The organism is Achromobacter sp. EG18 (genome assembly GCF_059759395.1).
The window spans coordinates 3955947-3979272 of the sequence record NZ_CM186213.1 but is presented as its reverse complement, the minus strand read 5'-3'; the positions used below and the strand labels follow the sequence as shown (position 1 = coordinate 3979272).

At 68.4% G+C, this 23326-nt stretch carries 22 protein-coding genes, 1 tRNA gene and 1 pseudogene; 15 read left to right on the top strand and 9 right to left on the bottom strand.

Going from position 1 to position 23326, the window contains the following annotated elements:
- Positions 1-29 precede the first annotated feature (29 nt).
- Positions 30-932, bottom strand: coding sequence for a LysR substrate-binding domain-containing protein (locus AC6CR5_RS18150; protein WP_223203263.1), 903 nt, complete (start codon positions 930-932; stop codon positions 30-32).
- A 133-nt stretch (positions 933-1065) separates the two neighbouring features.
- Between AC6CR5_RS18150 and AC6CR5_RS18145 the strand changes: the two genes are divergently transcribed.
- The 5 genes from AC6CR5_RS18145 to AC6CR5_RS18125 all read left to right on the top strand — a co-directional run bounded on the left by AC6CR5_RS18145 (position 1066) and on the right by AC6CR5_RS18125 (position 7686).
- A complete protein-coding gene (locus AC6CR5_RS18145; RefSeq protein ID WP_498084793.1) occupies positions 1066-2397 on the top strand; it encodes an MFS transporter in 1332 nt (443 codons plus the stop codon).
- Positions 2397-3488: a M14 family metallopeptidase gene (locus AC6CR5_RS18140; RefSeq protein ID WP_498084792.1), complete on the top strand. Its 1092-nt coding sequence runs from the start codon at positions 2397-2399 to the stop codon at positions 3486-3488. The genes AC6CR5_RS18145 and AC6CR5_RS18140 overlap by 1 nt, the downstream gene beginning before the upstream one ends.
- Positions 3489-3700: 212 nt before the next feature.
- Positions 3701-5722, top strand: a complete 2022-nt coding sequence (locus AC6CR5_RS18135) for a TonB-dependent receptor domain-containing protein (protein WP_223821518.1) — start codon at positions 3701-3703, stop codon at positions 5720-5722.
- A 74-nt stretch (positions 5723-5796) separates the two neighbouring features.
- Positions 5797-6582 carry a 2-oxo-tetronate isomerase gene (gene otnI, locus AC6CR5_RS18130; protein ID WP_020926045.1) on the top strand — a complete coding sequence of 262 codons (786 nt, stop codon included), beginning with the start codon at positions 5797-5799 and terminating at the stop codon, positions 6580-6582.
- Between the two features lie 120 nt (positions 6583-6702).
- Positions 6703-7686: a Bug family tripartite tricarboxylate transporter substrate binding protein gene (locus AC6CR5_RS18125; protein ID WP_047992045.1), complete on the top strand. Its 984-nt coding sequence runs from the start codon at positions 6703-6705 to the stop codon at positions 7684-7686.
- 42 nt (positions 7687-7728) lie between these two features.
- Here AC6CR5_RS18125 and AC6CR5_RS18120 read toward each other — a convergent pair whose 3' ends face one another.
- Positions 7729-8628, bottom strand: a complete 900-nt coding sequence (locus tag AC6CR5_RS18120; protein WP_006389986.1) for an EamA family transporter — start codon at positions 8626-8628, stop codon at positions 7729-7731.
- Positions 8629-8650: 22 nt separating this feature from the next.
- Positions 8651-9295, bottom strand: a complete 645-nt coding sequence (locus tag AC6CR5_RS18115) for a LysE family translocator (protein WP_006389987.1) — start codon at positions 9293-9295, stop codon at positions 8651-8653.
- A gap of 193 nt (positions 9296-9488) precedes the next feature.
- Here AC6CR5_RS18115 and AC6CR5_RS18110 point away from each other — a divergent pair, with 193 nt between their 5' ends.
- The gene (locus tag AC6CR5_RS18110; protein WP_150101152.1) at positions 9489-9965 is read left to right on the top strand and encodes an Lrp/AsnC family transcriptional regulator; all 477 of its coding nucleotides are present in this window, start codon (positions 9489-9491) and stop codon (positions 9963-9965) included.
- A gap of 78 nt (positions 9966-10043) precedes the next feature.
- Positions 10044-10652: a LysE family translocator gene (locus AC6CR5_RS18105; protein ID WP_238920542.1), complete on the top strand. Its 609-nt coding sequence runs from the start codon at positions 10044-10046 to the stop codon at positions 10650-10652.
- Between the two features lie 112 nt (positions 10653-10764).
- On the opposite strand, the gene AC6CR5_RS18100 is transcribed toward AC6CR5_RS18105, so the two are convergent.
- Positions 10765-10840, bottom strand: a tRNA-Phe gene (locus tag AC6CR5_RS18100).
- A gap of 327 nt (positions 10841-11167) precedes the next feature.
- Between AC6CR5_RS18100 and hemA the strand changes: the two genes are divergently transcribed.
- The 5 genes from hemA (at position 11168) to AC6CR5_RS18075 (ending at position 15506) form a co-directional block, all read left to right on the top strand.
- Positions 11168-12442 carry a glutamyl-tRNA reductase gene (gene hemA / locus AC6CR5_RS18095; protein ID WP_006391699.1) on the top strand — a complete coding sequence of 425 codons (1275 nt, stop codon included), beginning with the start codon at positions 11168-11170 and terminating at the stop codon, positions 12440-12442.
- Between the two features lie 82 nt (positions 12443-12524).
- Positions 12525-13607, top strand: coding sequence for a peptide chain release factor 1 (prfA, locus tag AC6CR5_RS18090; protein WP_006389996.1), 1083 nt, complete (start codon positions 12525-12527; stop codon positions 13605-13607).
- A gap of 37 nt (positions 13608-13644) precedes the next feature.
- Positions 13645-14472, top strand: coding sequence for a peptide chain release factor N(5)-glutamine methyltransferase (gene prmC, locus AC6CR5_RS18085; RefSeq protein WP_006389997.1), 828 nt, complete (start codon positions 13645-13647; stop codon positions 14470-14472).
- A gap of 139 nt (positions 14473-14611) precedes the next feature.
- The gene (grxD, locus tag AC6CR5_RS18080) at positions 14612-14938 is read left to right on the top strand and encodes a Grx4 family monothiol glutaredoxin (protein WP_006389998.1); all 327 of its coding nucleotides are present in this window, start codon (positions 14612-14614) and stop codon (positions 14936-14938) included.
- 4 nt (positions 14939-14942) lie between these two features.
- On the top strand, positions 14943-15506 hold the full coding sequence (locus AC6CR5_RS18075) for a UbiX family flavin prenyltransferase (protein WP_006389999.1): 564 nt from the start codon (positions 14943-14945) through the stop codon (positions 15504-15506).
- 111 nt (positions 15507-15617) lie between these two features.
- Here the strand turns inward: AC6CR5_RS18075 and AC6CR5_RS18070 are convergent, their stop codons facing one another.
- Positions 15618-16691, bottom strand: a complete 1074-nt coding sequence (locus AC6CR5_RS18070; protein ID WP_498084791.1) for a DUF6817 domain-containing protein — start codon at positions 16689-16691, stop codon at positions 15618-15620.
- Positions 16692-16871: 180 nt separating this feature from the next.
- Here AC6CR5_RS18070 and AC6CR5_RS18065 point away from each other — a divergent pair, with 180 nt between their 5' ends.
- Positions 16872-17669 (top strand): MetQ/NlpA family ABC transporter substrate-binding protein, encoded by a 798-nt coding sequence (locus AC6CR5_RS18065; protein WP_020926058.1) that lies wholly within the window; start codon positions 16872-16874, stop codon positions 17667-17669.
- A 3-nt stretch (positions 17670-17672) separates the two neighbouring features.
- Positions 17673-18212, top strand: a pseudogene (locus tag AC6CR5_RS18060) (1,2-dihydroxy-3-keto-5-methylthiopentene dioxygenase).
- A 96-nt stretch (positions 18213-18308) separates the two neighbouring features.
- On the opposite strand, the gene AC6CR5_RS18055 reads toward AC6CR5_RS18060, so the two are convergent.
- From AC6CR5_RS18055 to AC6CR5_RS18040, 4 genes are read right to left on the bottom strand one after another with little or no spacing between them, the layout of a single operon-like run.
- On the bottom strand, positions 18309-19124 hold the full coding sequence (locus AC6CR5_RS18055; RefSeq protein ID WP_498084790.1) for an SDR family NAD(P)-dependent oxidoreductase: 816 nt from the start codon (positions 19122-19124) through the stop codon (positions 18309-18311).
- The gene (locus AC6CR5_RS18050; RefSeq protein WP_241116269.1) at positions 19121-19909 is read right to left on the bottom strand and encodes a citryl-CoA lyase; all 789 of its coding nucleotides are present in this window, start codon (positions 19907-19909) and stop codon (positions 19121-19123) included. Before AC6CR5_RS18050 ends, AC6CR5_RS18055 begins: the two co-directional genes overlap by 4 nt.
- The gene (locus AC6CR5_RS18045; RefSeq protein ID WP_498084789.1) at positions 19906-21411 is read right to left on the bottom strand and encodes a class I adenylate-forming enzyme family protein; all 1506 of its coding nucleotides are present in this window, start codon (positions 21409-21411) and stop codon (positions 19906-19908) included. The genes AC6CR5_RS18050 and AC6CR5_RS18045 overlap by 4 nt, the downstream gene beginning before the upstream one ends.
- Positions 21412-21422: 11 nt before the next feature.
- Positions 21423-22412: a Bug family tripartite tricarboxylate transporter substrate binding protein gene (locus tag AC6CR5_RS18040; RefSeq protein WP_026382233.1), complete on the bottom strand. Its 990-nt coding sequence runs from the start codon at positions 22410-22412 to the stop codon at positions 21423-21425.
- A gap of 102 nt (positions 22413-22514) precedes the next feature.
- On the opposite strand from AC6CR5_RS18040, the gene AC6CR5_RS18035 reads away from it, so the two are divergent.
- Positions 22515-23318: an IclR family transcriptional regulator gene (locus tag AC6CR5_RS18035; RefSeq protein WP_024070597.1), complete on the top strand. Its 804-nt coding sequence runs from the start codon at positions 22515-22517 to the stop codon at positions 23316-23318.
- The last annotated feature ends 8 nt before the right edge of the window (positions 23319-23326 follow it).

Here is a 23326-nt window from a genome sequence, read left to right as displayed (position 1 = left end):
GGAGTGGGGGCTCATGATAACCCGCCGCATCAGGCCGGCGCGCGGGCGCGGTTCAGGCACTCGATGAAAAACTGCGCGGCCGGCGTCGGCGGCGAATCCGCCCGGGTCAGGATCGACACCCGCGCCGCCGGCAGCGGATGCGCCAGCGGCAATATGCACAAGGACGTCGGCGCCAGCACGCGGTGCAGGCCGTTGCGCACGAAAAAGCCCACCGCGTCGCTCTGGTCCAGTATCGCCAGCGCGATGGCGATGGACTGGCACGGAATCACGTCGGTGGGCGGCGGCAGGCCGCGTTCCGCATAGGCCAGGCGCAGCAGATTGGTGGGCGTCTGGGTATTGCCGGGCATCAGCCACAGCAGGTCGCGCAGTTCGGCCAGGTCGGTGGCGTGACGCAGCGGATGATCGGCGCGCGCGCCCACCGCCAGCGGCAGGGTGAACAGCGTGGTGCGGGCAAAGCCGTCGTAGATGTCGCCGTCGTATTCGGTCTGCACCACCAGGTCGTAGCGGCCGGTTTCCAGCTGTTCGTGGCTGTAGGGTGGCGCGACTTCATGGAAGGCCACGGCAACGCGCGCCATGCGGGCGCGAAACGCGGCCAGCGCGGCCGGCAGTATCGGCAAGACCGATGAGCTGATGGCCAGGTTGAGCGTGCCGCCTTCGCCATCGCGCATCTGGTCGATGTCTTCCTGCGCCCGCCGGGCTTCCTGCAGGATCAGCACGGCGCGCTTGTGCAGCGCCTGGCCGTAGGGCGTCAGTTCGACCCCCTTGGCGCTGCGCCGCACCAGCTCGGCGCCCAGGCTCTGTTCCAGTTCGCGCAGGCTGCGCGTGGCCGCCGGCTGGGTCACGCACAGGGCGCGGGCGGCGGCGCGGATGCTGCCGTGTTCGGCGATCAGCACGAAGGCGCGCAACTGGCGCAGGTTCATCGGAGCGGGCACGGCGGGCTATAAGTAAAAGTCATCACTGCGCCAAAAATACTGTCTTTTGCGTTTCGGCGGCCATCCGTATATTCACTAGGCACGGCTTCCGGAAACACGGGCCGGCACAGAGATCGGACATCAAGGGGAAAACATGTCTATCGCCATCGCGGCCGGCGCCGGCGCGCACAGCCTGCATACGCCTTCCATGCGCCGGCGGGTCATCGCCGGCACCACCATCGGCAACGCGCTCGAGTTCTTCGACTTCACCGTATTCACTTTTCTGATGCTGGTCATCGGGCCGCTGTTCTTTCCGGCGGCCTCCGGTTACGGCCAGCTGCTGCTGACCACCGCCACGTTCGGCGTCGGCTTCCTGATGCGGCCGGTGGGCGGCATGCTGATCGGCTCCTACGCCGACCGCCATGGCCGCCGCGCCGCCATGACGCTGACACTGTGGCTGATGGGCCTGGGCTGTGCGCTGATCGCCGCCGCGCCCACGCACGCGCAGATGGGCCTGCTGGGGCCGGTCATGATGGTGCTGGCGCGGCTGATCCAGGGCTTTGCCGCCGGCGGCGAGGTCGGCGCCTCGACCACGCTGCTGGTCGAGCACGCGCCGCCGTCGCGTCGCGGCTTCTATTCCAGCTGGCAGTTCGGCAGCCAGTCGCTCGGTGTGGCGCTGGGGGCGGTGGTGGTGGGCACGTTGACCGCCGCGCTCAGCGCCGAGCAGATGCAGGCCTGGGGCTGGCGGGTGCCGTTCGTGATCGGCATCCTGACGGTGCCGGTGGGCGCCTACATCCGCCGCAACCTGGAAGAGACGCTGCATGTCGACGAGGCCGCAGCGCGCCGGCCGAGCGCCGCTGGCCACCAGCCGCTGCGCCGCGTCTTCGCCGAGCACAAAACCGAAGTGGCCAAGGGCATCTTGCTGATGATCGGCGGCATGGTGTGCGCGCAGATCATCGGCTTCTACATGCCGTCGTACGCCCACCGCGAGCTGGGCCTGCCGGCGACCTCGACCCTGTCGGCCAGCGTGGTGGTGGGCGTGGTCGGTTTTGCGTGCGCGCCGCTGGTCGGCATGCTGGCCGACCGGGTGGGGCGCAAGCGCGTGATCTTCTGGTCGCGGGTGACGACCGTGGCGGTGCTGCTGCCGTGCTTCCAGTGGCTGGTGGCGGCGCCCAGCAGCGCGCGGCTGATGCTGGTGGTGGCGCTGCTCTCGGTGCTGCTGGCGATGCAGTCGGCGCCGGGCATCACCATGCTGCCTGAATTGTTCCCCAAATCCGTGCGCACCACCGGCATGTCGGTGGTGTACGGCCTGGGGATTTCCGTGTTCGGCGGTTTCGCGCAGTTCTTCGTGACCTGGCTGCTGCACGTGACCGGCAATCCCATGGCGCCCGCCTGGTACCTGATGGTGGCGGTGGCGCTTTCCACGGTGGTGCTGTTCTGGATCCGCGACCGCACCGGCGACGATATCGACAACCAGGAGGCCTGATGCAATCCGCTAGCCCTTACTTTTCCCGCAGCTATGCTCTGGCGCGCGAGCGCTTTACCGCCGCGGCCCGGCCGCTGGCCACGCGCTTCGCGTCCTATGCCATCGAGCCCAAGGGGCGCGAAGGCGAAGACCTGGCCACCGACGTCGCCCTGATCGGCGATGCCCACGCCAAGCGGTTGCTGATCATGACCTCCGCCACCCATGGCGTGGAAGGCTTCTGTGGCTCGGGTTGCCAGCTGGCCCTGCTGGACGACGCCGAGATGCTCGAACGCGCGCGCCAGGCCGGCGTGGCGCTGTTGCTGGTGCATGCGGTGAATCCGCATGGATTCTCGTGGATCGCGCGCACCGACGAAGGCAATGTCGACCTGAACCGCAACGCCCAGCCGTTCGACGGCCAGCCGCTGCCCGCCAATCCCGGCTACGGACAGATCCATGAACTGCTGCTGCCGGCGCAATGGCCGCCGTCGGACGCCAATCGCGCGCAGATCGCCGCCCATATCGACGAGCACGGCCTGCCGGCCTTCAAGCAGGCCGTGACACGCGGCCAGTACACGCACGCCGACGGCCTGTTCTATGGCGGCGACCGCCCGGCCGCGTCGCTGCTGAACTTGCGCCGCATCCTCCAGGAACATGCCGCCGGCTTTGCGCGGATCGGCTGGATCGATGTGCATACGGGGCTGGGACCGCGCGGACATGGCGAAAAGATCTACGCTGGCCGCCGCGATGCTGCCGAGGTGGAGCGCGCCCGCCGCTGGTGGGGGACCGACATCGCCGTGCCCTACCAGGGCACGTCGGCCTCGGTGGACATCACCGGGCACCTGGCGGGCCTGATCTATCAGGCTTGTCCGAATTCAGTGCCCACCTTGATGGCGCTGGAGTACGGCACGCAGCCCTCCGAACAGGTGATCGATGCCCTGCGGGGCCGCAACTGGCTGCGCGCGCATGCCGACGCGGCGCCGACGTTGCGCGACCAGATCCTGCGCACGACGCTGGAGGCCTTCTATTGCGACGCGCCCGACTGGCATGGCGCGGTGCTGGGCCAGAGCCGCGTGGCGGTGCTGCAGGCGGTGCTTGGCTTGGCGGCTGGCTGAGTGTTGCCGGCAGGGCCGATTCCCGGGAATCGGCTTGTCTTGTCTCTGAGATGTTATATCATCCTTGAGTTTTTTGTAATGATATAACATCAATGAGGGTAAAGATGAAAGGCAAGACGCAGGACAAGCAGGCGTTGCGCGGCAGGTGGAACGCGGCCGGGGCGGGCAGGAGCCGGGGCGCGCGGGCGCTCAAGCCGCTGGTTTGCTCGCTGATGCTGGCCGCGCCGGTGGCGCAGGCCGAAACCGAGGCCGACCCGTCGCGCAACCGCACGCTGGCGCCGATCACCGTGTCGGCCAATCCGCTGGGGCTGGACCTGAACAGCACCATGCTGCCGGCTTCCGTGCTGGAAGGCGATGAACTGGTCGAGCGGCGCGCCGGCACGCTGGGCGAAACCCTGAAAAGCCAGCCGGGCGTGAACAGCGACACCTTCGGCGGCGGCGCCAGCCGCCCCGTGATCCGCGGCCAGACCGCGCCTCGTGTGAAAGTGCTGTCCGACGGTTCCGAGGTGATGGACGCGTCCGGCATCTCGCCAGACCACGCGGTGACGGTGGAACCGCTGTTGGCCGAGCGCATCGAGGTGCTGCGCGGCCCGGCCACGCTGCTGTACGGCGGCGGTGCGATCGGCGGCGTGGTGAACGTGGTGGACAAGAAGATCCCCACCGCCGTGCCGGAGAAGGGCGTGGAAATGGAAGCCGAGTTGCGCGGGGCCACCGGCACCAAGGAGCGCGCCGGCGCCGTGGGCATCACCGCCGGCGAGGGCCAGTTCGCCGTGCGGGTGGAAGGCATGAAGCGGCGCACCAGCGATTACGACGTGCCGGACTGGCCCGGCGGCAAGCTGGAGGGTTCGTACAGCGAATCCTCCCAGGGCACGGTCGGCATGTCGTGGATCACGCCGCGCGGTTATGTGGGCCTGGCGTTCACGCACCTGGAAAGCACGTACGGCCTGCCCGGCCACAACCACGAGTATGAAGGCTGCCATCCGCACGGCACCCATCTGCATTGCGGTGGCCACGACCACGACCATGGCGACGAAGGCGAGGAAGGCCACGACCATGACCACGATCACGAACACGGCGGCGTGCCTTACGTCAAGCTGCGCAGCAACCGCCTGGACCTGCGCGCCGAATACCAGGATCCCTTCGCCGGCTTCGAGAAGATCCGCGTGCGTGGCGGACTGACCGACTACCAGCATGACGAGATCGAGGGCGGCCAGGTCGGCACCCGCTTCAAGAACAAGGGCTACGACCTGCGCGTGGAACTGCAGCACAAGCCCGTGGCCGGCTGGCGCGGGGTGATCGGCCTGCAGAATGCCTACAGCGACTTCCGCGCCGATGGCGAGGAAGCCTTCCTGCCGCGCAGCCGGACCCGTTCGAACGGCCTGTTCGTGCTGGAGGAATACCAGTTGAACGACTGGCGCTTCGAAGTCGGCGCGCGCCAGGACTGGCAGCGCATCGCGCCGTCCGGCGGCGCCTCGCGTAGCAGCCTGTCGGGCACTTCGCTGTCGGCCGCCGCCATCTGGGACTTCGCGCCGCAGTATTCCGTGGCGCTGTCGCTGTCGCGTTCGCAGCGCCTGCCGAGCGCGCAGGAGCTGTACGCCGATGGCGTGCACCTGGCCACCAACACCTACGAACTGGGCAACTCGGGCCTGGGCCGCGAGACCTCGCACAACATCGACCTGACCCTGCGCAAGCACGCCGGCGACACCACCTTCTCGGCCAGCGTGTTCCACAACCGCGTCAAGAACTACATCTACGCCGACACGCTCGACCGCTACGAGGACTTCCGCCTGATCGAGTACACCCAGCGCGACGCCGAATTCACCGGCGTGGAAGGCGAGCTGCGGCACCAGTTCACGCCGGTGTTCTCGGCCGCGGTGTTCGGCGACTATGTGCGCGGCAAGCTGACCGGCGGCGACGGCAACCTGCCGCGCATCCCGGCGGCGCGCGCCGGCCTGCGCGGCAACGTCAAGTGGCAGCAATGGTCGGGCGGCATCGAATACGCCCGCGTGTTTTCGCAGAAGGACATTGCCGCCTACGAAAGCAGCACGCCGGGCTACAACCTGGTCAACGCGGTGGTGGCGTATCGCGGCCGCTACGGCGCGACCGGCTATGAAGTCTATCTGCGCGGCACCAACCTGCTGAACAAGCTGGCGTACAACCACGCTTCGTTCATCTCCTCGGTGGCGCCGCTGCCGGGCCGCAGCGTGATGCTGGGCGTGCGCATGACCTATTGAGGCGTGCCGGCGAGGCCGGATTCCGCGGGCGGATATGCTAAGTTCCAGCCATGCCGTCCGCCCCGGAGTCCGCCATGCTGAAGTTCGCCGCCAATCTGTCGATGATGTACCCGGAACATGCGTTCCTGGACCGCTATGCGGCCGCCGCGGCCGACGGTTTCGCGGGCGTGGAATGCATGTTTCCCTACGAGGCGCCTGCGGCCTTCGTGCGCGAGCGCATGGATGACGCGGGCGTGTCGCAGGTCCTGTTCAATGCCCCGCCGGGCGTGAGCGCGCGCGGCGAACGCGGGCTGGCCGCGCTGCCGGACCGCCAGGACGAATTCCGCGCCGGTATCGAGCAGGCGCTGGGCTATGCGACTGTGCTGGCCTGCTCGCAGGTGCATGTGATGGCTGGCGTGGCGCCGGATGGCGTCGCGCGCGCCGCCATGCTGGACTGCTACCGCGAGAACCTCGACTGGGCCGCGCGCCAGGCGCGCTCGGCCGGCGTGACGCTGCTGATCGAACCCATCAACACGCGCGACATTCCCGGTTATTTCCTCAATCGGCAGGACGAGGCCCACCAGGTGGTGCAGGCTGTCAACGCGCCCAACCTGAAGGTGCAGATGGACCTGTACCACTGCCAGATCGTCGAGGGCGACGTCACCGCCAAATTGCGTCAGTACCTGCCCACCGGACGCGTCGGGCACCTGCAGATCGCCGGCGTGCCGCTGCGCCAGGAGCCCGACCGCGGCGAGCTGGACTACGGCTGGATCTTCTCGGTGCTGCGCGAACTGGACTATGCCGGCTGGATCGGCTGCGAGTATCGCCCGGCGGCCGCCACATCCGGCGGCCTGCGCTGGCTGGCGGCGGCCCGCGCTTGAGCGGCAACCGGCGTATCGCCATGATGCTGTCCCCATGATCGGCCCCGCATGCCATGCTCGCCGCCTGCCGAAAATATAGTTAATATGTTAATTAAATAAAGAACACCAGGAGACAACCGCATGTCCAGAAGAGGTTTCATCCACCGCGCGCTGGGGACGCTGGTCGCCGCCGCGCTCGCGGCGAGCGCCATGCCCGCGTGGGCCGGCGATTTTCCCGACCATCCGATCCGCTGGCTGGTGCCTTTCAGCGCTGGCGGCGGCAGCGACCTGGCCACCCGCATCGTCGCCAAGCATGTCAGCCAGACACTGGGCCAGCCGGTGGTGGTGGAGAACCGGCCCGGCGCCGCCACCATCGTGGCGGCCCAGGAAACCGCGCGCGCCGCGCCCGACGGCTATACGGTGATGACCGCGGGCATGAGCACGCTGGCCCTGAATCCGTGGCTGTACAAGCAACTGCCCTATGACCCGTGGAAGGACCTGACGCCGGTCTCCACCCTGGTGGCGCTGCCTATCGTGCTGGTGGCCTCGCCGGCTTCCGACCTGGACAACATGCCCGACGTGATGGACTACCTGTCGCGCAACAAGACGGCCAGCTATGCGTCGCTGGGCGTGGGCAGCCCGCACCATCTGGCGATGGAGTTGTTCCTGTCGATGTTCGGCGCCAAGGCCACCGCGATTCCCTACAAGGGCACGCCGCCGGCCTTGCAGGACGTGGCCGCGGGCGTGGTGCCGCTGATGATGGCGGACCTCGCCGCGGCGCGGCCGTTGATCGAGGCAGGCAAGCTGCGTGCCATCGCGGTGCCGGCGTACGAGCGTTCGGAGCAGTTGCCCGAGGTGCCGACCTTCGGCGAGAGCGGCGGGCCGCCGCTGGAGGCCGCCGCCTGGCAAGGGGTGGTGGCCCCGGCGCGCACGCCGCGCGAGGTGGTGGACAAGCTCAGCGGCGCGATCCAGGCGGCGTTGAAGTCACCCGAGGTGGTCAAGCAGCTCAAGTTGCAAGGCATGGAGCCCATGGGCAGTTCGTCCAACGAATTCTATGACTACGCGCGCCGTCAGTACGACAGCTGGGGCGCGGTGATCCGGCAGAAGAACATTTCGGTGGATTGACGCGGCGCGCTCGCCGCGGGCGCCGCCGCCGTGGCCCGCGGCCTACCCGGCCGCGGCGGCGCGGTTCTGGCGGCGCGCGGTGGCGGCGCAGCCCGCCGAGGCGATGATGATGCCGCAGATCGCCAGCCACTGCGTGCCGGACAGGTGCTCGTTCAGCACGATGACGCCGGCCAGCGCGCCCATGGCGGGTTCCATGCTCAGCAGCACGCCGAAGGTCTTCTGCGGCAGGCGCCGCAGGGCCACCATTTCCAGCGAATAGGGCAGGGCGCTCGACAGGATGCCGACCGCGACGCCGGCCAGGATCAGCTTCGGGTCCAGCAGCGCCATGCCGGCATGGGCCGCGCCCACCGGCAGCGCCACCATGGTGGCCGCCAGCAATCCCAGGGAAGTGGCCTGCCCGCCATGCACGTTGCCGGCCATCTTGCCGAAGATGATGTACAGCGCCCAGCAGACCGCCGCGCCCAGCGCATAAGCGATACCGACGGGATCGAGGTCGTGCATCGACTGGCCGGTCGGGATCAGCAGCACCAGCCCGGCCAGCGCGCAGGCGATCCAGACGAAGTCGATGGCGCGCCGCGACAGCACCACCGCCAGCGTCAGCGGGCCGGTGAACTCGATGGCGATGGCCACGCCCAGCGGCAGGGTCCGCAGCGCCATGTAGAACAGCAGGTTCATGCAGGCCAGCGTCACGCCATATAGCGCGATCTTGGCGGCATTGCGAGCGGTCAGGGGAAAGCGCCATGGGCGCCAGAACGCGATCAGGATGATGGCGCCGATGACGATGCGATAGGCCGTCGTGCCCTGCGCGCCCACCTCGGGAAACAGCGATTTGGCGAACGACGTGCCGATGCACAGCGAGGCCATGGCGCCGATCAGCGACAAGGTCGGCATCAGGGTGGAAGCGGAGGCATCGCGTCCGGAGGGGAGAGTGGCGGCGGTCATGGTGCTGCGTCTGCGCGAGAAATCAGGGGGTGAGGGTCGAGGCGGTGGAGTAGAGCACGTAAAGGGCCAGCGCCAGCATGATCGCGCCCAGCAATCCCTGCTGCATGCGCAGGAACCACGGGTTGCGGCCGACCCAGCCGCGGATGCGCGACGCGCCGTAGGCGAAACAGCTGCCATAGGGCAGGCTCAACGCCTTCATGGTCACGCCCAGCACCAGCATCTGGATCCAGACCGGGCCGTTGTCCGGCGTAGTGAACTGCGGCAGGAAGGCGATCATGAACAGCAGCACCTTCGGGTTCAGCAGGTTGGTCATGAAGCCCTGCCAAAAAGCGTCGCGCGCATCGCCGGGGCGCGCGGCCAGGGTGATGTCGGCGTCGCGGGCGCAGCGCAGGATGGCCTTGATGCCCAGGTAGCCCAGGTACAGGCCGCCGGCCGCCTTGATCGCCAGGAACAGCGTCGGAAACGCCTGCAGCACCGAGGCCAGCCCCAGCACCACGGCCGGCACCTGGATGAATCCGGCCGCCACGTTCCCCAGCACGCTGTGGAAGGCAGGCCGGAAGCCCTGGGTCATGCCGCGCGACAGCGTCAGCGCCATATCCGGGCCGGGGGTGAGTTTCAACGCCGCGTCGGCGGCCAGGAAAAGCAGGAAAAGCTGGAGTGACGGCATGGGAATCGGGCTGCGCCTGGCCGCGAGTGCGGCCAGAGGGTTCCCAGTGTAAGCAAGGCGGCTGATTAATTCCTGCAGCCAGCGGTCCGCAAATGAAGTTTCCCGTCGAATTTGGGGGCGGGTCATGGCGCGCACCCGTTTAGAATCATCCTACGGGCCCGCGTGGCCTGGATCGCCGCGGCGCCGAGACCTCATGGAACTAGACGATTTCGACCTTCAGATCCTGCAGAGCCTGCAGGAAGACAACCAGCGCACCAGCCAGGAGGTGGCCGAGCGCGTGAACCTGTCGCCGGTATCGTGCCTGCGCCGCATGAAGCGGTTGCGCGAGTCCGGCGCGGTGCTGGGCGACGTCTCGGTGGTGGACCCGGCGGCGGTGGGGCGCGACATCATGATGGTGGTGCTGGTGTCGCTCGAAAGCGAGCGCGCCGACAAGCTCGACACCTTCAAGCGCGCGATGCGCCAGGCGCCGGAGATCATGCAGTGCCTGGCGGTCACGGGCGAAGTGGATTTCGTCGTCACCATGACCGTGCGCGACATGGCGGAATACGACGCCTTCGCGCAGCGCCACTTCTGGGGCGATCCCAATGTGAAGCGCTTTTCGACGCTGGTGGTGATGAATCGCGTCAAGTACGGACTGGCGGTGCCAACCACGCATCCGGGCCAGGCATAGCGGACTCGCCGGCAATTGCGCGGCCCGCGTCGGCGGCGCTAGACTGGCCGCCTCCCTCTCTTTCCGTGTCTCACCGCCATGGCATTGCATAGCTGGCTCATCTATTTGGTTGCCGTGATCGGCCTGTCGATCACCCCCGGCCCCAACACCTTGCTGGCGCTGACCCACGGCGCGCTGCACGGGCATCGCAAGGCGCTGTGCACCATCGCTGGCGGCGCGGTCGGCTTCATTGCGCTGATCGCCTTGTCGATGCTGGGCATCAGCGCATTGCTCAAGGCCTGGGGGCCGGCGCTGACGGTGCTGAAGTGGGCCGGCGGCGCCTACCTGATCTGGCTCGGCATCCAGCTGTGGCGCTCGCCCGGCGTGCAACTGCGCCCGGCGCCTGACATGGCGCGGCTGCGCGGCACGCGCATGTTCAGCCAGGGTTTCTTGTCGGCGATCGCCAATCCCAAGGCGCTGCTGTTCTACGGCGCGTTCCTGCCGCAATTCATCGATCCGGGGCGCAGCCTGTTGACGCAATTCGTGATCATGGCCGCGACCTTCGTGGCCATCGAGTTCGTGGTGGAGTACGTGTTGGCGCGCCTGGCGCACCGCGTGCGGCCGTGGCTGGAGCGCGCGGGGCGGCGCTTCAACAAGGTGTGCGGGGGATTGTTCGCGGCGATGGGGGCGGCGTTGCCGGGGTCTTGATCATCGTGGGTTTTGATATCGTGCATCGCCGATGCGTTAGCCGCTGGCCGGCGCTGCGATGGGGGCCCCGCAATGCAAAAGCCCGACTCCAAGGAGCCGGGCTTTTTAATTCTGGTGGCCTGGGGCGGAATCGAACCACCGACACGCGGATTTTCAATCCGCTGCTCTACCAACTGAGCTACCAGGCCAACGAAGTCCGCAACTATACACAATTTTTTGGACTTGTGCCAGTCGCGCCGAAAAAAGTTTGAAGAATTTCCGGGGCGCCTTCCAACGTGGAAAGGGGCAAGGGGCGCATACTACCGCAAACGGCCATTGCAGGGGGGCGACGCAAGGTCATGTGGCGGGGCGACACGGGTCGCGAGGGGTGCGACGCAGGGTCGCGGTCGGGACGCCAAATGGCGTGGGGATAACCCGCGGGAGTATAATCATGGCCGGTCCGCTGTTACATGCACGCTGCACCGCATGGGCTTTGCGGAGACCACAGCTCTAATACTCACGGCCTTGTCCTTTACATGTCGGTAGCTGTCCTAGCCTTCGGTCTGAATCACACGTCCGCGCCCGTTTCGGTTCGCGAACGCGTGTCCATGCCCGTCGATCTGGTCAAGCCGGCGCTGGAAGGCCTGCGTTCCGCGTTCGGCGGATCGGTGCGCGAAGCCGCCATCCTGTCGACCTGCAACCGCACCGAAATCTATTGCGCCGCCGATGGCCACGTGGCCGACCAGCTGCCCGCGTGGCTGGCCGAGCACAACCGCCTCGATGCCGGCACGCTGCGCCCGCATCTGTACCGCCACCAGCAGGACGACGCCGTGCGCCACGCCTTCCGCGTGGCCAGCGGGCTCGATTCCATGGTGCTGGGCGAAACCCAGATCGTCGGCCAGATGAAGGACGCTGTGCGCGCGGCTGGCGAAGCCGGTTCGCTCGGCACGCTGCTGCACCAGATGTTCCAGCGCACCTTCTCGGTGGCCAAGGAAGTCCGTTCGCAGACCGCCATCGGCGCGCAGTCGGTGTCCATGGCCGCCGCCGCGGTGCGCCTGGCCGAACGCGTGTTCGGCAACCTCGATCAGGCCCGCACGCTGTTCATCGGCGCGGGCGAAATGATCGAACTGTGCGCCACCCACTTCGCCGCGCAGCGTCCGCGCAGCATGGTGGTGGCCAACCGCACGGCCGAACGCGCCGAGCTGCTGGCCAACCGCTTCTCGGCCAGCACCATGAAGCTGTCGGACCTGACCGACCGCCTGTCCGAATTCGACGTGGTCGTCTCCTGTACGGCCAGCTCCCTGCCCATCCTCGGTTTGGGGATGGTGGAACGGGCCACGCGCCTGCGCCGCCACCGCCCCATGGTGATGATCGACCTGGCCGTGCCGCGCGACATCGAACCCGAGGTCGGCCGCCTGGACGACGTCTACCTGTATTCCGTCGATGACCTGGGCCGCCTGGTCCAGACCGGCACCGACGCGCGCCGCGCCGCCGTGGTGCAGGCCGAGGCCATCATCGAAACCCGTGTCCAGGGCTTCATGCACTGGATGCAATCGCGCGAAGTGGTGCCCGTCATCCGCGACCTGCACCAGGCCGCCGAAGATGTCAGCGCCGCCGAACTGGAACGCGCCCGCCGCCTGCTGGCGCGCGGCGAATCGCCGGAGGCCGTGCTCGAGCAACTGGCCCACGGCCTGACGCAGAAATACCTGCATGGCCCGCTGGCGGCGTTGAACCGCAGCGAAGGCGAGGACCGCAAGCAACTGCTTGCCTGGATGCCGCGCCTGTTCCCCGGCCGCGACTCGCGCCGTTAGCGGCGCTGCTTCCGCCCCGCCTTGCGGCGGGCGCTCGTTGCGGGCGCCCGCCATTTCCGTTTTCCCTTGCTGAATCCCCATCATGAAATCTTCCATGCGCAGCCGGCTGGAGCATCTGTGTCACCGCCTTATCGAGGTGGACGCGCTGCTGGCCGAACCGGAAACCGCGTCCGACATGGACCGCTTCCGCAAGCTGTCGCGCGAGCGCGCCGAACTGGAACCGGTGGTCGAGGCGTTCACCGCCTTCGTGCGCGGCGAGGAAGATCTGGCGACCGCGCAGGAGATGCTGGCCGATCCCGAGCTGAAGGCGATGGCCGAGGACGAGATCAAGAGCGGCCGCGTCAAGCTCGAATCGCTGGAGGCGGCGCTGCAATTGCTGCTGCTGCCGCGCGACCCCAATGACGGCCGCAGCGTGTTCCTGGAAATCCGCGCTGGCACCGGCGGCGACGAAAGCGCGCTGTTCTCGGGCGACCTGCTGCGTATGTACACGCGCTACGCCGAACAGCGCGGCTGGCGCGTCGAGCTGATGTCGGAAAGCCCGTCGGAGCTGGGCGGCTACAAGGAAGTGATCGCGCGCATCGAGGGCGACGGCGCCTACGGCCGCCTGAAATTCGAGTCCGGCGCGCACCGCGTGCAGCGCGTGCCCGCCACCGAGGCGCAGGGCCGCATCCACACCTCGGCCTGCACGGTGGCCATCATGGCCGAAGCCGACGAGATGTCGGAGATCGTCATCAACCCGAGCGACCTGCGCATCGACACCTTCCGCGCCAGCGGCGCCGGCGGCCAGCACATCAACAAGACCGACTCGGCCGTGCGTATCACGCACTTGCCGACGGGGCTGGTGGTGGAATGCCAGGACGACCGCTCGCAGCACCGCAACAAGGACAAGGCCATGCAGGTGCTGGCCGCGCGCCTGAAGGACAAGGAAACGCGCGAGCGCCAGAGCAAGGAAGCGGCCGAGCGCAAGAGCCTGATCGGCTCCGGCGACCGTTCCGAGCGCATCCGCACCTACAACTTCCCGCAGGGCCGCGTCACCGACCATCGCATCAACCTGACGCTGTACAAGCTGCAGCAGATCATGGAAGGCGACCTGGAAGAGCTGACCGGCGCGCTGATCGCCGAGCACCAGGCCGAGCAGTTGGCGGCGCTGGGCGACGATATCTGAGCGGCTGGGCGGCCCCTTCGGCGAGAACGTTCCGACCATGACGACCCAGATCAAGAGCCTGTTGCTGGACACGCGCCTGCCCCGCCTCGAGGTGCGCATGCTGCTCGAGCACGTGCTGGCCAAGCCGCGCGCCTGGCTGCTGGCGCATGACACCGATCCGCTGGCGCCCGAAGTGGCCGCGGCCTACGAGGCGCTGGCGCAGCGCCGCCTGGCCGGCGAGCCAATGGCTTATCTGCTGGGCCAGCGCGAGTTCATGGGGCACATGTTCCGCGTCACGCCCGACGTGCTGATTCCGCGTCCGGACACCGAGGTGCTGGTGGAAACGGCGCTGGAATGCGTCGCCGGCCAAGCGGCGCCGGCGGTGCTGGATCTGGGCACCGGCAGCGGCGCCATCGCCATCTCGATCGCACTGGCGCGTCGCGATGCGCGGGTGATGGCCAGCGACGTCAGCGCCGCCGCGCTGGCGGTGGCCGCGGGCAATGCCTGGGAGCTGACGGCCTCGGTGCGCTTCGTCGAAGGCAGCTGGTACGACGCGGTGCCGGCCGGCGAGGGCTTCGACCTGATCGTGTCCAACCCGCCCTATGTCGCCAGCGACGACCCGCACCTGGGACAGGGCGACGTGCGCTTCGAGCCGCGCGGCGCGTTGACCGACGGCGCCGACGGCCTGGAAGACCTGCGCCGCATCGTGGCCGGCGCCCATCGCCACCTGAAGGCGGGCGGCGCGCTGTGGATGGAGCACGGCTGGGACCAGGCCGAAGCGGTGCGCGCCTTGCTGGCGGCGACGGGCTTCAGCGATGTCCATAGCCGACGCGACCTGGCCGGCATCGAGCGCATTTCCGGCGGACGCTGGCCCGGGCGTGGCTGACGCCGCACGGGCGATTTGTAACCGGCCGCCGCGCGGCGACCGACCGATTCCCCGGGGCGGTTCCGGGGTATCCGGGACGAAATCCCGCCTGTACCTATAATTGGCGTATTCCGTTATGCCTCCTGTCCAAGAGACCACCATGAGCGACGTTCAAGAATTCATCCGCGAAACCGTGACCCAGCACCCCGTCGTGCTGTTCATGAAGGGCACCGCCCAATTCCCGCAATGCGGCTTTTCCGGCAAGGCCATCCAGATCCTCAAGAGCTGTGGTGTCAAGAAGCTGGTCACCGTGAATGTGCTGGAGGACGACGAAGTCCGCCAGGGCATCAAGGAATTCTCCAGCTGGCCCACCATTCCGCAGCTGTACGTGGCCGGTGAATTCATCGGCGGTTCGGACATCATGAACGAGATGAACGAGTCCGGCGAACTGAAGACCCTGCTGGAGCAATCCGGCGCCACGGCCTGATTCCATGCGGCGACTGGTCGTCGGCATCACGGGCGCCACCGGCGCCCTGTACGCGGTGCGTATGCTGCAGGCGCTGCGCGGCGTGGACGATGTCGAGACGCACCTGGTGGTGTCGGCCTCGGGCGTGCTCAACATCAAGCACGAACTCGATGTCAGCCGTCATGATGTCTACGCGCTGGCCGACCACGTGCACAGCGTGCGCGATGTGGGCGCCACGCTGGCCAGCGGCGCGTTCCAGACGGCCGGCATGGTCATCGTGCCGTGCTCGATGCGCACGCTGGCGGCCGTGGCCCATGGCCTGTCCGACAATCTCATCACGCGCGCGGCCGACGTTACGCTCAAGGAGCGTCGCCGCCTGGTGATGATGGTGCGCGAAACGCCCTTCAACCTGGCGCACCTGCGCAACATGACCGCCGTCACCGAGATGGGCGGCATCGTGTTTCCGCCGCTGCCGGCGTTCTATCACCGGCCGGCCAGCATCGAGGAAATGGTGGATCACACCGTGGCCCGGGTGCTGGAGCTGTTCGACATCCATGTGCCCGGTCCGCACTGGGAAGGCATGAAATAAGCGCCGTCGCGGCCCACGGGCCGTGAAGGTCAAACGCCCCGGGGATCTACCGATTCCTGGGGCGTTTTCGTTTTACCCTGCGCGTGGGCGCCATGGCTCAGCGCGCTGCGATCACTCCACCAACCCCAGGCCGTTCAAGGCCGCCAGGTTTTCCGGCCAGCGGCGCGCCCGGGCGTTCTGCAGTTCGATGCGGGCCCAGGCCATCCAGCCGGCCCACTCGATGCGCTTGTCCCAGGCGGTGCCCCAGGCTTGCAGCGCGGCCAGGCCGGCGGCGGCGTGGCCTGCGGCGGCCTCGAAGTCGCCGGCGGTCAGCGCCAGTTGCGCCAGCAGCAGGCGCGGCTCGGCGACCCACGGGTTGTGCGCCACCGCGGCTTCCAGCATGTGGCGCGCGGTGTCCATTTCGGTCTGCGGGTGCATGCGGGTGACGACCTGCCAGTACAGCGCGCTGGCGGCGGCCTCGTCGCGCGGGCTGAGCGTGGCGCGGCAATGGTCGAAGGCCGGCGGCAGCGGGATGCCGGTATCGGCCGGCAGCGCCGACAGCGGCGCCAGCAGGTGCGACAGCATCGACAGGATGTTCGACGGCGGCTTCAGCGGTCCGGGCCACAGCGACGCGGCCCAATGCGACTTGAGGTCGCGGCGCTGCTGCTGCGGATAGCCGGCGAAGATCTCGTCCTGCCAGCTGTGCCATTGTTCGCCGATGTCAGCGGCCGACACCACGATGAAGGCGGCGACCTGGCGCGGCGTGAAGGTGAAGGCCTGGCCGTCGGCCCCTTCCAGCGTCAGGCCCTCGGGCCCCTGGCCCTGGCCTTGCAGGATGGCCTGCACGAAGCGGGTGCGCGGCATGGCGCAGAACAGGCTGACCCATTCCTCGGCTTCGGCGCCCAGCACTTCGCGCAGCGTGCTGCGTTCGCGCTCGCGGTCGAACAGCGTCAGGTCGACGTATTCGTTGCCATACACGCTGTGGAACAGGCCCAGCAGCCGCACTTCGCGCGGCTGGTTCCACAGCGCCAGGGTGCGGTAGACGCCCAGCAGGTGGTGCTTGAAGGTGCCGGCCTTGTGCCAGTCTTCGCCGGCGCTGCGGGCAAACAGCAGGTCGAGCAGGACGGGCAGGTCGGCATCGACGGCGGCATAGTGGTCGGCCAGCAGGGCGCGCGCGTGCGGATGCAGTTCGTTGGGGGTGGACATGGCAATGACGGCAAGGGGTTGGGATCCAGCCGCTATTGTGTCGTGCGCAAGCGTGCTTGTCATGGCGCGGCGCTTATATGGAAATACGCATATCAATATGAAAATTCATCGCTTCCGGTTTTGAAGGACGCTCACTAGAATCCGGAGCTTCCCTTCCCTTGTTCGATAGCCGAGATTCCCATGCGTCTACGCCACACCCTGGCCGCCCTTGCCACCCTGATCGGATTCGCCGCCGCCGCGCCGGCCATGGCGCAGGACGCCGAACTGAAAGTCGGCGTGACCGTCGGCCCGCACGCCCAGATCGGCGAAGTGGTGCAGCAGGTCGCGGCCAGGCAGGGCCTGAAGGTCAAGCTGGTCGAGTTCAGCGATTTCATCCAGCCCAACGCCGCGCTCGATGCCAAGGAATTGGACCTGAACATCTACCAGCACAAGCCCTTCCTGGAATCGCAGAACAAGGCGCGCGGCTACAAGCTGGTGCCGGTGGCCACGGCCGTGGTGCAGCAGATGGGCATCTATTCCAAGCGCGTGAAGTCGCTGGACGACCTGCAGCCGGGCGCCAAGGTGGCGATCCCCAACGACCCGACCAACGGCGCCCGCGCGCTGCTGGTGCTGCAGGCGGCCAAGCTCATCAAGCTCAAGGACGGCGTGACCGTGACGGCCTCGCTGTTCGACGTGGTCGACAACCCCAAGAAGCTCAAGTTCGTCGAGATCGAGGCCGCGCAGCTGCCGCACTCGCTGGCCGACGTGGACGCCGCCGCGGTGAATTCGGCCTACGCCATCCCGGCCGGCCTGTCGCCCGCCAAGGATGCGCTGGTGCTGGAAAGCAAGGAGGCGCCGTTCGCCGCCGTGGTCATCGCCGCGCGCGAGGACAACAAGAACGATCCGCGCATCGCGCGCTTCATCAAGGCCTACCAGTCCGACGAGGTGAAGGCCTTCGTGGCGCAGAAGTTCCCTGGCGCGTACAGCACCTCCTGGTAAGCGATGTCGACGCTGACGATCTATCCGCAGGACGATCCCGCCGCCGGCCGGCGCCTCGATGAAGTCGGCGAGATCCGGCGCGAGCTGGCCGCCATCGGCGTGACCTTCGAACGCTGGCGCGCGCAGACGCCGGTGGCGCCCGGCGCGCCGCAGGCCGAGGTGCTGGCGGCGTATCGTCCCGAGATCGACCGGCTGGTGGCCGAGCGCGGCTATCGCAGCGTCGACGTGGTCAGCCTGGACCCGGCGCACCCCGAGCGCGAGGCCTTGCGCCGCAAGTTCCTGGCCGAGCACACGCACGCCGATGACGAGGTGCGCTTCTTCGTTGCCGGCAGCGGCCTGTTCACGCTGCATGCCGCCGGCCGCGTCTACGCGGTGCTGTGCGAGTAGGACGACCTGATCTCGGTGCCGGCCGGCCTGCCGCACTGGTTCGACATGGGCTCGGCGCCCGCGTTCACCTGTATCCGGCTGTTCAATGATCCGGCGGGCTGGGTCGCGCGGTTCACGGGCGACGAGATCGCCATGCGTTTTCCGGTGCTGCCCTGACGGCGAGGGCGCGGGGCGGCCTGATCGCGTCCTCCGCGTCACGCGGTCCGGATACGCGCCCGGGCCGCGCCGCCATGTTCTTCCTTGCGGCTCGCCCTAAGCGTATTTGCCCGTCAGGCCCCCGTCCACCAGCAGTTCCGTGCCGGTGATGTACGACGCTTCATCCGACGCCAGGAACGCCACCGCGTTCGCCACTTCCCACGGCGTGCCCATGCGGCCCATCGGCACCTGCCGGTCGCGCGCCTTGCGCGCCGCCTCCAGGTCGTCCTTGGCGAACATGCCGGCCACGTTCTTCGCGACGCGCGGCGTATCGATCAGGCCCGGAATCACCGTGTTGACGCGGATGCCGTCGGCCGCGTACTGCTGCGCCGCCATGCGCGCGAAGTGAATCACCGCGGCCTTGCTGACGCTGTAGGCCAGGTGGGGATAACCGGTGTAACGGATACCGGCGATCGACGACACGGTGACGATGGCGCCGCCGCCCTGCGCGCGCATCACGGGCGCCAGCAGGCGCGTGGCGATCAGCAGGCTGGTGACGTTGACGCGCTGGATGCGATCCCAATCCACCAGGTCGATGTCTTCCGGGCCGCCGACCTTGCCGATGCCGGCGTTGGCCTGCAGCACGTCGATGCGACCGTAGTGGGCCAGTGCCGCGTCCACCGCGGCCCGCATGGCGCCCTCGTCGGCCACGTCGGCCTGCACCGGCAGCGCCTTGCCGCCGGCGCGTTCGACCTCATGGGCCGCGTCCTCGGCCGCCGACAGGTCGGCGTCCAGCGCGACGATGGCCGCGCCCTGGCGCGCCAGCGTGACACAGCTGGCCTTGCCGATGCTCCAGCCGGCGGCCGAGGAACCGGCGCCGGCCACCAGCGCGATCTTGCCCGCCAGCCGCGCGCCGGGCGCCGCGGGGATCACGACGATTCTCCGTCGCGCTGGTGCGACTTGCCCTTGCCGACGTAGGGAATGGCGTGGTCGATGGTTTCCCAGATAAAGCGGCCGCTCGGGCTCTGCTGCTCCTCGGCCACGTGCGACACCAGGCCGGCGGCGCGCGAGATGACCGCAAAGCCGCGCATCAGCGCGGTGGGCACGCCGATCTCGCTGAGCAGCGCGGCGACCGCGCCGGTGGCGTTGATGGTGATGTGCTTGCCGTAGGTCTCGTCGATCGCCGCCGCCAGCAGGCGCAGCGCCTTGAGCGAATCGCCGGGCAGGTCCGGCTCGGCCTCGGCCAGCGCCAGCAGCTTGATCGAGCGCGGGTCATCGGGCTTGTGCAGGTGATGGCCGAAGCCCGGCAGCGCCTGGCGGCTGGCGCGGAATTCCTGCGCGATCTCCAGCGCCTCGGCGCGGCCGTCGGCGGCCTGCCGGATGCGGTCCAGCAGGCGCGAGCAGTTCTCCATGGTGCCGACGAACCGGCTGCCGACCGCCATCAGGCCGGATGCCACCGCGCCCTGCAGGTTTTCGGGCGCGCTCATGTAGATCAGGCGGGTGGCGATGGCGCTGGGCGTGAGGCCATGCTCCATCAGGGTCACCAGCACCGCGTCGACGATGCGCATGTCCACCGGCCGCGCCTCGCGGCCCAGGATCTGCATGATCATGACTTCGGTGAAGGTCTTCTTGCCGATCAGGTCTTCCACCAGGTCGACGTCGCGGTACGACATGCCGGTGAGGTGATGGGCGCAGAGGCGGGTTTCGGGCGTGTTCATGGCGATTCCTTGAGGGCCGCGTCGCGCACGGCGTTCTTGAGCACCTTGCCGACGGGCGAGCGCGGCAGGCTGGCGTGGAGGTGGATCTGCTTGGGCGTGGCGACCGGGCCGAGCAGGCCGCGCACGTGGGCCTTGAGCGCGTCGGCGTCGGCCGCGACGCCGGGATGCAGTTGCACCGCGGCGTGCACGGCCTCGCCCCATTTGTCGTCGGGCAGGCCGAACACCGAGCATTCGTAGACGGCCGGATGCGACGACAGCGCGTTTTCGACGTCCACGGGGTACACGTTGAAGCCGCCGCTGATGATGACGTCGCGCAGGCGGTCCTTCAGGAACAGGTAGCCGCGCTCATCGATCAGGCCGGTGTCGCCCGTGTGCAGCCAGCCGTCGACGATGGTCTCGGCGGTCTTCTCGGGCAGGCGCCAGTAGCCCGACATCACCAGGTCGCCGCGCACCACCACTTCGCCGATGGCGCCGCGCGGCAGCAGCGCGCCGGCCGGGTCCATGATGGCGACGTCCGACAGCCAGGTGACGCGGCCGACCGAGGCGCGGTTGTCGGGCGATTCCAGGTCGGCGGGGCGCAGCACCGTGACGATCTGCGGCGCCTCGGTCTGGCCGTAGGTGGTGCCCAGCACCGGGCCGAAGAAGGCGCGGGCGCGTTCGATTTTTTCGGACGGCATGGGCGCGCCGCCGTAGATCAGGTTGCGCAGCTTGGGGAAATCGGCGCGCGACACGCCCGGCTGCGCCATGATCATGTAGATCAGCGTCGGCGGCATGAAGCTGAGGGTGCCGCCGCGCTCGCGGAAGGCGGCGGTGATGGCTGCCGGCGTGGCGCTGTCCAGCAGCACGTGCGCGCCGCCGCGCGCCAGCACCGGCAAGAGGTAGGTGCCGGTGCCATGCGTCACCGGGGCGGCGACCACGTAGCGGTCCTCGTGCGTCAGGCCCCAGCTATGGATCTGGTTGATGATGGCGGCGTTCCAGGCGTGATAGGGCTGCATCACGCCCTTGGGCAGGCCGGTGGTGCCGCCGGTGAACTTGATTGCCTGGGTGGCGTCGCGCGGCAACGCGTGGCGCAGCGGTTCGCGCCCGGCGCCGCGTTGCAGCAGGGTCTCGAAGGCAACGCCCGCGGCGTCCGCCGACAGGCTGACGCGGTGCGGCGCGCCCGCCGCCACCAGCGCGTCGCCGGCACCGTCGACCATGACGATGGACGGCTCGGTGGCATCCAGGATGCGCCCGATCTCGCGCGCGGTGCTGCGGATGTTCAGCGGCACCCAGATCTTGCCGCTGGCCAGCACCGCCAGCAGCGCCAGGATATGACGGCTGGTGTTGCCCGCGCACAGGGCGACGCGGGTCTGTGGCGCCGGGTCCAGGTCCTGCAACGCGGCGGCCAGCGCGCGCACGTCCGTGGCCAGCCGCGCATACGTCACCTGGCCCTCGGGCGCGTCCAGCGCCACGCGGTCCGGATACTGCTCGGCGGCGCGAAAAAAGAAATCTATCGGGTACACCCTGGTGCTCCTCAGTTGGCTTTGATGTCGGCGCGCTTGACCACTTCGCCCCATTTGTCGATTTCGCTGGCGATCTTCTTGCCGAAGGTCTCGGGCGTGTTGGGTTGCTGCGGCGCGTAGAAGCCCGATTGTTTGTAGGACGCCACCAGCGCGGGATCGGCCAGCGCCTTGTTCAAGGCCTGGTTCAGGCGCTCGATGACGGGTTGCGGCGTGCCGGCCGGCGCCATCAGGCCGAACCAGGATTCGACGTCGAAGCCGGGCAGGCCGGACTCGGCCAGCGTCGGCACCTCGGGCACGGCCGGAAGCCGCTGCGGCGAGGTGACGCCGATGGCGCGCAGCTTGCCAGCCTGCACGTGGGGCAATGACGAGGGCAGGTTGTCGAACATGGAATCGACCTGGCCGCCCAGCAGGTCGGCCACCGCCGGACCACTGCCGCGATAGGGCACGTGCAGGATGTCGGTGCCGGTCTGCATCTTGAACAGTTCGCAGGACAGGTGGATGGACGAGCCGCTGCCCGACGAGGCGCAGGTCAGCTTGCCGGGGTGGGCCTTGGCGTAGGCCAGGTATTCCGGCACCGTCTTGACCGGCAGCTTGGGGTTGACCACCAGGATGTTGGGGATGGTCGCCAGCAGGCCGATCGGCTCGAAGTCCTTGACGAAGTCGTAGTTGAGCTTGCTGTACAGCGTGCGGTTGATGGTGTTGGCGATCGAGCCGACGTAGAGCGTATAGCCGTCGGGCGCGGCGCGCGCGACGATTTCGGCGCCGATGTTGCTGTTGGCGCCGGTCTTGTTCTCCACCACGATGGTCTGGCCGAGTTCCTCGTTCAGGGCCTTGGCGACCAGGCGCGCCACGATGTCGGTGGCGCCGCCCGCGGCGTAACCGACCACCAGGGTCACCGGGCGTTCGGGATAGGGTTTGGCAGCCTGGCTCGGCGCGCTGAATGCAATGGCGCCCGCCAGGACCGCGACGCTGGCGGCCAGCTGCCTGCTGAATGTCTGCATGGTTGTCTCCGTCCTGTTTGTCTAATATCTGGACAGATCTTTGCCTGCCCGACTTCATATTGGGCTTTGATAGGCGCCTCATCAACGCAAGGTGTCCAGAAAATGAACAAACCGGAAAGCGACGACGGCGGGCCGCGGGTGTTGCGGCGCGGGTTGCGGGTGCTGGGCGTGCTGCGCCAGGCGGGCGCGGCCGGCATGCACGTGACCGACATCGCGCGCGCCGCCGGCATGCAGCGCTCCACCGTCTACCGGTACCTGGATGTGCTGGCGCAGGAGGGCTACGCGCTGCGCGAGCCGGACGCGCCGCACTGGCGCATGGCGGAACTGGGCGTGATGATGGCCGGCGATCCGCACGCCGAAGCGGTGCGCGGCTTGCGGCCGGTGCTGCGGCAGATCAGCGACGTCAGCGGCGATTCGGCATTCCTGATCTGCCGCGCCGGCGGCGATTCGCTATGCCTGCATCGCGAGGTCGGCAACTATCCGGTGCAGGTGCTGGCGGTGACCATCGGCCATCGCCAGCCGCTGGGCGTGGGCGCGGCTGGCCTGGCGCTGCTGGGCGCCTTGCCGCCGGCCGAGGCCGACGAGGTGATCGCACAGAACGAGCAGGCCCTGCGCGCCTACGGCGGCATGACGGTGGCGCAGATGCGGCGGCTGGCCGAGAACACGCGCGACCGGGGCTGGGCGGTGGTGGGCAATGCGGCGGTGCCGGGCGTGCTGGGGGTAGGGGTGGCGTTGTGCGACGCGGGCGGCTATCCGCGGCTGGCGGTCAGCGTCTCGAGCTTGATCGACCGCATGCAGGCGCCGCGCCAGCGCGCCATTGCCGAGTTGATCCGCACGCAGTTGGGGCAGGACGAGGTCAGGCGCCAGCGCTGGAGCTTGCCCGGCGTGGTCGACGAGGCGGATTGAACGATAAG